At 65.8% G+C, this 13144-nt stretch carries 10 protein-coding genes; all 10 read right to left on the bottom strand.

Annotated elements, in window-relative coordinates; all coding sequences use genetic code 11:
* Nucleotides 1-49: 49 nt before the first annotated feature.
* Nucleotides 50-1720, bottom strand: coding sequence for a 30S ribosomal protein S1 (gene rpsA, locus G315_RS0101345; protein ID WP_018650149.1), 1671 nt, complete (start codon nucleotides 1718-1720; stop codon nucleotides 50-52).
* 85 nt (nucleotides 1721-1805) lie between these two features.
* A complete protein-coding gene (gene cmk / locus G315_RS0101340) occupies nucleotides 1806-2513 on the bottom strand; it encodes a (d)CMP kinase (RefSeq protein ID WP_018937600.1) in 708 nt (235 codons plus the stop codon).
* On the bottom strand, nucleotides 2510-3814 hold the full coding sequence (gene aroA / locus G315_RS0101335; RefSeq protein WP_018145707.1) for a 3-phosphoshikimate 1-carboxyvinyltransferase: 1305 nt from the start codon (nucleotides 3812-3814) through the stop codon (nucleotides 2510-2512). The genes cmk and aroA overlap by 4 nt, the downstream gene beginning before the upstream one ends.
* A 6-nt stretch (nucleotides 3815-3820) precedes the next feature.
* A complete protein-coding gene (locus G315_RS0101330; RefSeq protein ID WP_019611743.1) occupies nucleotides 3821-4702 on the bottom strand; it encodes a prephenate dehydrogenase/arogenate dehydrogenase family protein in 882 nt (293 codons plus the stop codon).
* Nucleotides 4699-5856, bottom strand: a complete 1158-nt coding sequence (hisC, locus tag G315_RS0101325) for a histidinol-phosphate transaminase (protein WP_018145709.1) — start codon at nucleotides 5854-5856, stop codon at nucleotides 4699-4701. Before hisC ends, G315_RS0101330 begins: the two co-directional genes overlap by 4 nt.
* A gap of 17 nt (nucleotides 5857-5873) precedes the next feature.
* Nucleotides 5874-6989: a prephenate dehydratase gene (pheA, locus tag G315_RS0101320; RefSeq protein WP_018145710.1), complete on the bottom strand. Its 1116-nt coding sequence runs from the start codon at nucleotides 6987-6989 to the stop codon at nucleotides 5874-5876.
* A 3-nt stretch (nucleotides 6990-6992) separates the two neighbouring features.
* Nucleotides 6993-8156 (bottom strand): 3-phosphoglycerate dehydrogenase family protein, encoded by a 1164-nt coding sequence (locus G315_RS0101315; protein WP_018145711.1) that lies wholly within the window; start codon nucleotides 8154-8156, stop codon nucleotides 6993-6995.
* 50 nt (nucleotides 8157-8206) lie between these two features.
* Entirely contained in the window at nucleotides 8207-9286 is a 1080-nt protein-coding gene (serC, locus tag G315_RS0101310; RefSeq protein WP_019611742.1) for a 3-phosphoserine/phosphohydroxythreonine transaminase, read from the bottom strand.
* Nucleotides 9283-11916: a DNA gyrase subunit A gene (gyrA, locus tag G315_RS0101305; RefSeq protein ID WP_019611741.1), complete on the bottom strand. Its 2634-nt coding sequence runs from the start codon at nucleotides 11914-11916 to the stop codon at nucleotides 9283-9285. Before gyrA ends, serC begins: the two co-directional genes overlap by 4 nt.
* Before the next feature lie 142 nt (nucleotides 11917-12058).
* Nucleotides 12059-13135: an S-methyl-5-thioribose-1-phosphate isomerase gene (mtnA, locus tag G315_RS0101300; protein WP_019611740.1), complete on the bottom strand. Its 1077-nt coding sequence runs from the start codon at nucleotides 13133-13135 to the stop codon at nucleotides 12059-12061.
* Between the last annotated feature and the right edge of the window lie 9 nt (nucleotides 13136-13144).

Raw genomic sequence — 13144 nt, 5'->3', positions numbered from 1 at the left:
AAAATGGCCCACGGCACCTTCCGGCACCGTGGGCCGCTGCAGAACGGACTTAGTCGTTCTTGTCCATCTGCTCCTTGAGCAGATCGCCCAGGGTAGTACCGGTACCGGCATTGCTGCCGTAATCGGAGACCATCTCGGCTTCCTCGGCACGATCCTTGGCCTTGATCGACAGGCTGATGGCGCGGGTCTTCTTGTCAACGCCCATGAATCGGGCTTCGACGGTTTCGCCGACCTTCAGCACGGTGCTGGCATCTTCCACACGATCCTGGGAGATGTCGGCGGCACGCAGGATGCCGTCGATGCCGTCGGCCAGTTCGATCACCGCGGCCTTGGCGTCCACTTCCTTCACGGTACCGGACACGATGCTGCCCTTGCTGTGCTCGGCCACGAAGTTGGCGAACGGATCGCGGTCCAGCTGCTTCAGACCCAGGGAGATGCGCTCGCGCTCGGGATCCACGGACAGGACCACGGCCTCGACCTCGTCACCCTTCTTGAAGTTGCGGATCGCCTCTTCGCCGGCCTCGTGCCAGGACAGGTCGGAGAGGTGGATCAGGCCGTCGATGCCGCCTTCCAGGCCAACAAACACACCGAAATCGGTGATCGACTTGATCTGGCCACTGACCTTCTCGCCCCGGTTGTGGTTGGCGGCGAAGTCGTCCCACGGGTTGGACTGGCACTGCTTCATGCCCAGCGAGATGCGGCGGCGCTCTTCGTCCAGGTCCAGGATCATCACCTCGACTTCGTCACCGATGGCAACCATCTTGCCCGGGTTGACGTTCTTGTTGGTCCAGTCCATCTCGGACACGTGCACCAGGCCTTCCACGCCGTCTTCGATCTCCACGAAGCAGCCGTAATCGGTGATGTTGGTGACCTTGCCGAAGATCCGGGTGCCGGTCGGGTAACGGCGGGTGATGTTTTCCCACGGATCCTCGCCCAGCTGCTTCAGGCCCAGCGATACGCGCATGCGCTCGCGGTCGAACTTCAGGACCTTGACCTCGACTTCCTGCCCGATCTCGACCACGTCGGACGGGTGCTTGACGCGCTTCCAGGCCATGTCGGTGATGTGCAGCAGGCCGTCGATGCCGCCCAGGTCCAGGAACGCACCATAGTCGGTCAGGTTCTTGACGATGCCCTTGACCTGCGCGCCTTCCTGCAGGTTCTTCAGCAGCTCTTCGCGCTCGGCGCTGTATTCCTGCTCGACCACGGCACGACGCGACACAACCACGTTGTTGCGACGGCGATCCAGCTTGATGAGCTTGAATTCCAGCTCCTTGCCTTCCAGGTACGCGGTATCGCGCACCGGACGGACATCCACGAGTGAACCCGGCAGGAACGCCCGGATATCGCCCAGCTCGACGGTGTAGCCACCCTTGACCTTGCCGGAGATCTTGCCGGTGACGTACTGCTCTTCTTCCATCGCACCTTCGAGACGGTCCCAGGCCTTGGCCCGCTTGGCCTTCTCGCGCGACATGCGCGTCTCGCCGAAACCGTCTTCCGGGGTCTCGAGGGCCACTTCGACGACATCGCCGACCTTGACCTCGAGCTCACCCTCTTCGTTCATGAACTGCTCGGTGGGAATGACCCCCTCGGACTTCAGGCCGGCGTTCACCACGACGACTTCCGGGGTGACCTCAATGACGGTGGCACTGAGGATGGCACCCGGCTGCATCTGGGTGTAGGCCATGCTCTCTTCGAGCAGTTGCGCGAAACTTTCACTCATGGATTTGTGAACCTGTGGTTTAACAAATGCTTGCAGATACTTCCTGCAACCAGTTCTAGACGTTTATGATCCCGCTTCCGACGGCTTATTCCGCGGGGCGGGGGCTTTGTTCCGGGAGTACGTCCCGAAGGCGCTCCAGGATCATGTCCACCACGCCGACGATGTCCAGGTCCGTGGTATCCACTTCCCAGGCATCTTCGGCGGGCTTGAGGGGGGCCACGCTGCGTTCGCGATCACGCCGGTCGCGGGCCTCCATCTCGTCCTGAAGGGCGGAGAGATTAGCACTAAGTCCTTGTTCCTTCAACTGCATGTATCGCCGCCTGGCCCGCTCCTCGGCCGAGGCCGTCAGGAAGATCTTCAGGTCCGCTTCGGGGAACACGACCGTGCCCATGTCGCGCCCGTCGGCGACCAGCCCCGGGGCCTTGGCGAAACCGCGCTGACGCTCCAGCAGCGCCTCGCGCACCGCCGGAATCGCAGCCACTTGCGAAGCGTCACTGCCCGTCTGCTCCGTGCGCAGCAGTTGGTCCACGGGTGCACCTTCCAGCAGCGTGGTCACGGCCGTGGCATCCCGATTGACCTCGAAGTCCACATCCAGACCCGCGGCCAGCCGGGCCAGTGCCTCCTCGTCGGTCAGTTCCACGCCGTGCTGTCGCGCAGCCAGCCCCAACAGCCGATAGAGGGCTCCGCTATCCAGAAGATGCCAGCCCATCGCCGCCGCCACGCGCATGCAGACCGTGCCCTTCCCTGCACCGCCGGGGCCATCAATGGTCAGTACCGGAATGGCCGTACTCATGCCGCCTCCAGTTGCAGTCCAGCCTCACGCGCCAGCGCCACGAAGCCGGGGAAGGAGGTCCCCACGTTGGCGCAATCGCGGATGCGGATCGGCGCTCGGGCACGCAGCCCGGCCATCGCGAACGACATGGCGATGCGGTGATCGCCATGACTGTCGACCTCGCCCCCAGTGAAACCGTCACCGCCCTGGATGCGAATGCCATCCGGCTGCACTGCGCAGTCCACGCCCAGCGCGGCCAGACCATCGGCCATCACCTGGATACGATCACTTTCCTTGACCCGCAGCTCCTCCGCGCCGGTCAGGACCGTCTCGCCCTCGGCACAGGCCGCGGCGACGAAGATGGCCGGGAATTCATCGATTGCCAGTGGCACCAGGTGCTCGGGGATCTGGATCCCCTTCAGAGTGGCCGCCTCGACCTCGAGATCGGCCACGGGCTCGCCGCCGGCCTCGCGCTGATCGAGGACGCGGATCTCGGCGCCCATCAGACGCAGGATGTCGATCACGCCCGTGCGCGTCGGGTTGATCCCCACATGTTCCAGGCGCATGCGCGAGCCGGTGGCAATCGAGGCACCGACCAAAAAAAACGCCGCCGACGAGATATCCGCGGGCACATCCACCGGGCTTGCGACCAGGCGACCGCCGCCCTCTACACAGGCACGGGGTCCGTCGCGCTCCACGCGGTAACCGAATCCGGCCAGCATCCGCTCGGTGTGATCGCGGGTGGGCGCCGGCTCGGTCACGCAGGTCCTGCCGTCGGCCCAGAGACCGGCCAACAACAGGGCCGACTTCACCTGGGCACTGGCGACTTTCAATACATGGTCCGTACCCCGCAACGGGGCCCCGCCGTGTACCCGCAACGGTGGCGTCCCGGCCTCGCTGGTATCGATGTGCGCACCCATGTGCGCGAGCGGGTCGGTGACTCGGCGCATCGGGCGCCCGCTCAGGGAGCGATCACCGACCAGCTCGCTGTCAAACGCCTGACCGGCCAGTACGCCGCACAGCAGCCGCATCGCCGTCCCCGAGTTGCCCATGTCCAGTGCCGCCGCCGGGGCCTTGAGCCCGTGCACGCCGGCACCCTCGATGCGCACATCGCCTGGCCCAGTCCGTTCGATCGCCACGCCCATAGCACGAAACGCCTCCAGTGTCGCAATACAATCGGCCCCCTCGAGGAATCCGGTCACACGCGTCTCGCCCTCGGCCAGCGCACCCAGCATGATCGCCCTGTGGGAGATCGACTTGTCGCCCGGCACGCGGGCGCGGCCCGAAAGCTGCCCGCCGGGCTGTACGGTAAAGGTATTCATCGATTTTCAGGTATCCAGTTGTGCGTCCGCGGGGTCGCAAAGGCGATCGCGGGTTTCCTTGGCGTGTTCAAAGCTCTGTTCGATGGTCGCGCCATCGCCGTGTTCGATGGCGCTGCGCAAACCCTCCAGATCGGTCTGGTACTGCCCGATCACCTCGAGGATGGCGGTGCGATTGGCGAGGCAGATATCCCGCCAGACCACCGGATCGCTGGAGGCGATGCGCGTGAAATCGCGAAACCCCCCGGCGGCGTAATGAAAGATCTCGTCGCGCTCGCTCATGTTCGCAAGCGACGACACCAGCGTGAAGGCCAGCACATGGGGCAAATGACTGGTCGCGGCCAGCACCCGGTCGTGGTGCGCCGGGGTCATGTACTCGACCCGCGCCCCGGCGGCCTGCCACATCTCGGCCACTCGGTCGGTCGCCAGCGCATTCGTGGCATCGACCGGTGTCAGGATTACCAGGCGCTCACGGAACAGGGTGGCAAAGGCCGCCCCCACCCCGCTCTTCTCGGTTCCCGCAATCGGATGGCCGGGGACAAACGCGCGCGGGACCTTGCCGAAGCCGGCACCCACCGCATCGATTACGGCCTGTTTGCTGCTGCCCACATCGGTCAGCGGGCTGTCTTCGGGCCACGCCGCAGCCAGGTCGCGCGCCAGTGGCTCCATCGCCCCCAACGGGACGGCGAGCACGCCCAGGTCCGCCCCCTCGGCGGCCTCGGCGACATCGGTGGTCCAGCGATCGATCACGCCCAGGCGCTGCGCCTCGCGCAGGTTGTCTGCATTGCGCGAACAACCCACGATCTCGCGCACGGCCCCCGCCTCGCGCAGGGCCAGGGCCAGCGAACCGCCGATCAGCCCGACGCCGAAGATGACCAGCCGGTCGATCACGCCAGGGCCTTTTTCAGGGCCGCGAGAAAGCGGTCATTGTCCGCACGGGTCGAGACCGTGACGCGCAGATGCCCGGGGAGACCGTAATTCTCTACCGGGCGCGTAATCACGCCGTCGCGCAGCATGGCGTCATATACCGGGCCCGGATCCCGGCCGGTGTCAAACGTCACGAAATTGCCCACCGACGGGATCACACGCAAGCCCAGCTCGCGCAGGGCCGCGCTCACCTGACGAACCCCCTCCCGATTGATGGCCACCGACTTTTCCACATGCTCGTGGTCGTCCAGCGCGGCCAGGCCGGCCGCCTGGGCAATCGCATTCACATTGAACGGCTGGCGCACTCGATTCAGCAGGTCCGCGATGGCCGGCGAGCTGACCGCATAGCCGAGGCGCAGTCCGGCCAGGCCCTGGATCTTGGAGAAGGTCCGGGTGACAATCAGGTTCGGATAGCGATCCAGCCATTGCGTGGTGTCCGGATACTCGGCCTCCTCGACATATTCGAAATAGGCCTCGTCGATAACGACCACGGTCGTGACTGGCATCGCGGCCACGAAGGCTTCGAGCGCCGCCGCATCCAGCCAGGTGCCGGTCGGGTTGTTCGGGTTGGCCACGAACACGACCCGCACATCGCCGTCCACCCGCGCCTGCATCGCGTCAAGATCGTGCCCGAAGGGCTGTTCCGGATGGTCGGCGGGCAGCGCCGCGGCAACTCGGGCCTCGGCATCCACCGCCTGAGTCACCAGCGGATAGACCGCAAACGCGTGGGCAGAAAACACGGCAGCACGCCCCGGCGCCAGCCAGGTCCGTGCAACCAACTCCAGCACCTCGTTGGAACCATTGCCGAGGGTGATCTGCTCCGGGGTCACGCCATGGCGTTCGGCCAGACGTGCCTTCAGCTCGAAGCCGTTGCCGTCGGGATAGACATGCGCATCGGCCAACGCCGCGCGCCCGGCTTCCACCGCAAGGGGCGACGGGCCCAGCGGATTTTCGTTGGAGGCCAGCTTGACTGCCTGGGTAATCCCCAGTTCGCGTTCCAGCGTGGCCACGGGCTTGCCCGGCTGGTAGGGGCTAAGCCCCTGGACGCCAGCAACCGCCAGGGTCACCGGATCAAACGCCGGGCCGGCCGTAGCGGATACGGAAGGATTGGATGCCATGCGGAAACCTCGGGGATTCAGGTGGCGGCCTGGGGATAGCTCCCCAGCACCTTGACGGTATCGGCGCTCGCGCGCAGCTGCTCCAGACATTCGCGGATCAGCGGATCCTGCTGGTGGCCGACCAGGTCGAGAAAGAAGACGTAGTTCCACGGCGTGCAGCGCGACGGGCGCGATTCGATACGGGTCAGGCTGATACCCGACTCGGCAATCGGCTTGAGCAGCGAATACAGCGATCCCGGGCGGTTGGCGGTCGTCAGCATCACCGAGGTGCGATCCGCGCCACTGGGTTCCGTGGTGCCGGAACCGATAATCAGGAAACGTGTGGTGTTGTCGGCGCGATCTTCCACGTGCGGCGCCCGCACCGGGATCTGGTAATGGTCGGCCGCGGCCTGGCTGGCGAGTGCCGCCACGGTCGGGTCCTGCGCCGCAATCTCGGCTGCGCGGGCGTTGCTGGAGACCGCCTCGCGTTCGGCGTGCGGCAGCTCCGCGTCCAGCCACTGGCGGCATTGCGCCAGCGCCTGGGCGTGAGCCAGCACGCGCCGGACCTGACCGAGATCCTCGGCGTGCGTCAGCAGATGATGGTGAATCGGAGTCACGACCTCACCGCAGATCTGCAGCGAAGAATCCATGAAGCAGTCGACCGTGTGGGTTACCACCCCCTCGGAGCTGTTCTCGATGGGCACCACGCCGAACTGCGCGCGACCGGTCTCCACGGCGTCGAACACGGCATCGATAGAGGCCAGCGGCTGGGTCTCGACCGCATGGCCGAAATGCTTGCGCGCCGCCAGATGCGTAAAGGTGCCCACCGGTCCCAGATAGGCCACATGGAGCGGATGCTCCAGCGCCAGGCATTCGGACATGATTTCGCGGAACAGCCGGGTAATCGCCTCGCCCGACAGCGGGCCGGGGTTCTGCTCACGCACCCGGCGCAGGATCTCGGCTTCGCGCTCCGGACGATAGAACACCGGATTGCTCTCCTGGCTGCGCTTCACCCGGGCCACGGCCTCGGCACAGCGGGCACGCTCGCTCAGCCGCTCGAGCAGCTCGACATCCAGCGCGTCGATGCGCGCCCGCAGGGCAGCCAGATTCTCCTGGCCGCCGGCGGGCTGCGACGAATGCGGGTCCGCGGCCACGATCTACAGCACCCGCGCCCGCAGCACGCCATCGATCTCATGCAGTGCATCCAGGGTCGCCTGGTCCGGCTGGCCATCCACATCCAGCAGGGTGTACGCAATGTCGCCGCGGGAGTCGTTCATCAAGTGCAGGATGTTGATGTTGGACTCACCCAGGGTATGCGAGATGCGCCCGACCCGGTCCGGCAGGTTGCGGTTGACGACGGCGATCCGGGTATCCCCCTTGCGATCCAGCACCAGGGTCGGCAGATTCACCGAATTGACCACATTGCCGTTTTCCAGGTAGTCACGCAGCTGATCCGCGATCATCACGGCGCAATTCTCCTCGGATTCGGTCGTCGAGGCCCCCAGATGCGGCAGGGTGATTACCCGCGGGTGCCCCATCATGCCCTGCACCGGGAAATCGGTGATGTAGGCGTGCAGGCGTTCGGCGTCCAGTCCCTCGCGCACAGCGGCGTCGTCCACGATGCCCTCGCGCGCCAGGTTCAGCACCATCGCCCCGGGATTCATCCCGCTCAGGTTCTTCGCGTTGACCAGATTGGCGGTGTTCTCGGTCAGTGGCACATGCACGGTGACCGCATCGGCCCCCTCCATCGCGGCTTCCACCGAGCGCGCGCGCTCGATGCCGGAGTCCAGACGCCATGCGTTCTCGACCGTCACCTTGGGGTCGAAGCCCACCACCTCCATGCCGAGCGCCCGCGCGGCATTGGCCACACCCACACCGATCGCACCCAGGCCGAGCACGGCCAGGCGCCGGCCGGGCAGTTCGAAGCCGGTGAACTTCTTCTTGCCGTGCTCCACCGAGGACATGAAGTCCTCCTTGGTGGGGTCCAGCCCCTGCACGTAGCCTGCCGCCGGCAACAGATTGCGCGCGGCCAACAGCAGACCGGCAATCACCAATTCCTTCACGGCGTTGGCATTGGCGCCCGGGGCATTGAACACCGCCACCCCGCGTTCGGACAGCGCCTCCACCGGGATGTTGTTCACCCCGCTGCCGGCGCGCCCGACGGCCAGGACGGAATCCGGGATCTCCACCGAATGCAGGTCGAACGACCGCAGCATCAAGGCGTCTGGCTGGTTGATGTCCGACGCGACCTCGTAGTGGTCGCGCGGGAAGCGGTCCAGCCCACGCACGGCGATGTTGTTGTAGGTCTGAATTCGGTACATCACGACCTCCTGGCCCGGTAGTTACGCCCGGCGACCACGATTCAACAGGATCAGGCGTGCCGGTTCTCGAAGTCCGCCATGAAATCGATCAGGGCATCCACGGAGCTTTCCGGCACGGCGTTATAGATACTTGCGCGCATCCCGCCCACCGAGCGATGTCCCTTCAACGAGGACAGGCCGGCCGCATCCGCCTCGTTGAGGAACGTCCCGTCGAGGGAATCATCCGCCAGGATAAACGGCACATTCATCCACGACCGGACCGAGGGCTCGACCGGGTTGCGATAAAAGGCGGAGTTGTCGATGTACTGGTACAGCTTGGCGGCCTTGCGCTGGTTGGTCTTGCCCATGCTCTCCAGGCCGCCCTGCTCCAGCAACCATTCGAACACCAGCCCGGCCAAGTACCAGCCAAAGGTCGGCGGGGTGTTGTACATCGAATCGTTCTTGGCCTGCAGTGCCCAGTCCAGCACCGCCGGCACGTTGCCCTTGTCGCGCTCCAGTAGGTCATTGCGCACGATCACCACGGTCAGGCCGGCCGGACCGATGTTCTTCTGCGCCCCGGCATAGATCACGCCGAACTTCGAGACGTCGATCGGACGCGACAGGATGGTGGAGGACATGTCCGCCACCAGCGGTACGTCGCCAACATCCGGGATATCCGGGAACTCGACCCCGCCAATGGTCTCGTTCGGGGTGTAATGCACGTAGGCGGCGTTCGGGTCCAGGTTCCACGAGGCGCGATCCGGGATCGAGTCGTACCCGCTCGCTTGCGAGCTGGCCACGATATTCACCGGCCCGTACTTCTGAGCCTCCTTGATGGCCTTGCCGGACCAGGCCCCGGTATCGATGTAGTCCATACCCCGGCCATTCGCCAGGTTCATCGGGATGGCGGCAAACTGCCCGGTCGCCCCGCCCTGCAGGAACAACACCGAGTAGTTGTCGGGGATGTCCATCAGCGTGCGCAGGTCCTGCTCGGCCTTCTCGGCCACGGCCATGAAGGGCTTGCCGCGATGGCTCATCTCCATTACCGACATCCCGGAACCGCGGAAGTCCAGCAGCTCGTCACGGGCCCGTTCGAGCACCGCCTGAGGCAGGGCCGCCGGCCCCGCGCTGAAGTTCATCACTCGCGTCATGCCTGTTCTCCATCGTCACTGGATTCGGGACCCGTCTCCGGGTCCGGGTCCGTCCCGATTTCCGATTGACCGGGCTCTTCATCGTCTTCGACACCGTCCTCGCCTTGCAACTGGGCGACCCGGGCGAGCTCGACCAGGTTTTCGTCTTCATCCAGACGGATCAGACGCACGCCCTGCGTGTTGCGACCGATCAATGGAATCTGGTCGATCGGTGTCCGCACCAGCGTCCCGCCATTGGTGATCAGCATGACCTCGTCGTCGTCCAGCACCCGTGCGGCCCCGACCAGCAGGCCATTGCGGCCCTCGGTCTGGATCGCGATCACGCCCTGGCCACCCCGGCGATGCACCGGGAATTCGTCGAAACGGGTGCGCTTGCCGTAACCGTGTTCCGTCGCCAGCAGCGCCGATCCCTCGTCGACATTCAGCAGCGCGATCACCCGCTGATCATCCTCCATGCGCACGCCGCGCACGCCGCAGGCCGTCCGCCCCATGGCGCGCACGTCGCTCTCGTGGAAACGCACGGCCTTGCCGGCCGTGGTCACCAGCATCACGTCGAGGGTGCCGTCGGTCAGGGAGACATCGACCAGATGATCCCCCTCGCGCAGATCCACCGCGATGATGCCGGAGGCGCGACGGCGCGAGAAATCCGTCAGCGGGGTCTTCTTCACCGTTCCCTGCGCGGTCACCATGAATACATAGTGATCCGGGTCGTACTCGCGCACCGGAAGGATCGTGCTGATGCGTTCATCCGCTTCCAGCGGAAGCAGATTGACGATGGGCTTGCCGCGCGCCGCCCGCGACCCCTGCGGCAGCTCGTAGACCTTCAGCCAGTACACCCGGCCGCGGCTGGAGAAGCACAGGATCGTGTCGTGCGTATTGGCCACCACCAGCCGGTCGATGAAATCCTCTTCCTTGAAGCTGGTCGCCGCCTTGCCGCGACCGCCCCGGCGCTGGGCGCGGTAGTCGGCCACGGGCTGGTACTTCACGTAGCCGGCGTGCGAAAGCGTGACGACCACGTCTTCCTCGCCAATCAGGTCCTCCAGCGTCAGGTTGGCCTGGCGCTCGCGGATCTCGCTGCGGCGTTCGTCGCCGAACTGCTCGGCCACCCCCAGCAGTTCGTTGCGGATTTCCTGTTGCAGGCGGTCGCCCGAACCGAGGATATCCAGGAGGTCTTCGATCAGCTCCAGAAGGTCGCGATATTCGTCGAGGATCTTGTCCTGTTCCAGCCCGGTGAGGCGGTGCAGACGCAGATCCAGGATCGCCTGGGCCTGGGCCTCCGACAGCCGATAACCATCCTCGCTCACGCCATATTCCGGCGCCATGTCCTCGGGACGCGAGGCACTGGCCCCGGCGCGATCGAGCATGTCGCTGACCACGCCCAGCGGCCAGGCGCGCGCCAGCAGCCCGGCCTTGGCCTCGGCCGGGTTCGGCGCGGCACGGATCAGTTCGATCACTGGATCGATATTGGCCAGCGCAATCGCCAGGCCTTCCAGGATGTGGGCGCGCTCGCGCGCCTTGCGCAGATCAAAGATCGTGCGCCGGGTCACCACCTCGCGGCGATGACGCAGGAAGGCCCGCAGCACCTGGCGCAGATCCAGCACCTTCGGCTGGCCATCCACCAGCGCGACCATATTGATGCCGAAGACATTCTGCATCTGGGTGTGCATGTAGAGGTGGTTCAGGACCACCTCGGCCATCTCGCCGCGCTTGAGCTCGATGACCAGGCGCATGCCGTCCTTGTCAGACTCATCGCGCAGCTCGGAGATGCCCTCCATGCGCTTTTCCTTCACCAGCTCGGCGATCTTCTCGGTCAGACGCGCCTTGTTCACCTGGTAGGGCAGCTCGGTGACGACAATCGCCTCGCGCTGGCCGCCTTCCAGCGGCTCCACGTGCGAGCGCGCCCGGATCAGGACCCGGCCGCGACCGGTCCGATAGGCCTCGCGCACGCCATCGATGCCGTTGATGATGCCGGCGGTGGGGAAATCCGGCGCCGGCACGTGTTCCATCAGGCCATCAATGGAGATGTCGGGGTCATCGATCAGCGCCACGCAGGCGTTGACGACCTCGCGCAGGTTGTGCGGCGGGATATTGGTCGCCATCCCCACCGCGATGCCGGCGGAACCATTGACCAGCAGGTTGGGAAACTTGCTCGGCAACACGGCCGGCTCGCTCTCGGAGCCGTCGTAGTTGTCGGTAAAGTCGACCGTTTCCTTTTCGATATCGGCCAGCAGCTCGGCCGCGATGCGCGCCATGCGCACCTCGGTGTAGCGCATGGCCGCCGGCGAGTCGCCGTCGATGGAACCGAAGTTGCCCTGCCCGTCCGCGAGCATGTAGCGCATCGAGAACGGCTGCGCCATGCGCACGATGGCATCGTAGACGGCGGAGTCGCCATGCGGGTGGTATTTACCGATCACGTCACCGACCACACGCGCCGACTTCTTGTACGGCTTGTTGTAGTCATTGCCCAGCTCGCGCATTGCGTAGAGCACGCGGCGATGGACCGGCTTGAGGCCGTCACGGACATCGGGGAGGGCCCGGCCCACGATTACGCTCATCGCATAATCGAGGTAAGACTGCTGCATCTCGTCTTCGAGATTGACCGGAAAAACTTCCTTGGCAAATTCAGCCATCGAGGGTTACGCCGTCCGTCTGAACAAGCTCGCGATGATACCACAGGGGTAACCACTGGGGGCGCCCTTTTCTCCCCTCAAAACGGTTCTCCGAGGCTCTCAGGCCCGAGGGCGGCCGGTGCCGGCCCCATTTTCCCGGGTGTCAGGCCCCGGTCGTGGTGGATTCCGCGGCAGCGGGCTCGCGCAGTGTGGCCAGGCGCTCCCGCGTCGGGGCCTCGACCACACCGCGTTCGGTGACGATGGCATCGATCAGGTCCGCCGGGGTCACGTCAAAGGCCGGGTTGTATCCCCGCGCACCGTCGGCGGCCACGCGCTGGCCGGCCAGCGCCAGCACCTCGTCCTCGCCGCGCTGCTCGATGGGGATGCCCGATCCGTCCGCCATCTCGAAGTCGATGGTCGCCACCGGTGCCGCCACCATGAACCGCACCCCGTGGGCCCGCGCCAGCAGCGCCAGGCCGTAGGTGCCGATCTTGTTGGCGGTATCGCCGTTGGCGGCAATCCGGTCCGCGCCGACGATCACCCAGCCCACCCGGCCGGAGCGCAACAGGCTGGCCGCCGCACCCTCGCACAGCACCTGCACCGGAATACCGTCGTGCACCAGTTCCCAGGCGGTCAGTCGGCTGCCTTGCAGCCAGGGGCGGGTCTCGTCGGCAAACACCTCCTTGATACGCCCGGCATCCCAGGCGGCCCGGATCACACCGAGCGCGGTGCCATAACCCCCGGTTGCCAGCGAACCCGTATTGCAGTGGGTCAGCACGCCGCGACCCGGCTCGATCAATTGCGCACCCAGGGCTCCCAATTGCCGATTGCCGGCAATGTCCGCCTCCAGCATCCGCTCGGCTACTGCCCGGGTCTCGTTCACGGCAGCATCCACCGACTCGCTGGCGACCACGACCGCCTGCATGCGATCCAGCGCCCAGAACAGATTCACCGCTGTGGGGCGCGAACCGCGCAGGGTCTCGATATCGGCGGCTACACGCGCACGCCAGTCGTCGTGACCTGTCGCGCGCTGACAAGCCAGCACCACACCGAATGCCGCCGTGATGCCGATCGCCGGCGCCCCGCGCACGACCATGTCGCGGATCGCCACGGCAACGGCGGGCGCGTCCTGATAGGTTTGCCAGACGCTCTCCTGCGGGAGGCGGCGCTGGTCCAGCAACTGGAGCGCGCCCTCGCGGAAGCGGATGGGACGGATGGTGTCGGAATGTTCGCGATTCATCCGGTCATT

The sequence above is a fragment of the Thioalkalivibrio sp. AKL7 genome (assembly GCF_000381705.1).
Lineage (GTDB): Bacteria > Pseudomonadota > Gammaproteobacteria > Ectothiorhodospirales > Ectothiorhodospiraceae > Thioalkalivibrio > Thioalkalivibrio versutus.
This window is presented reverse-complemented; position numbering and strand designations above follow the sequence as displayed.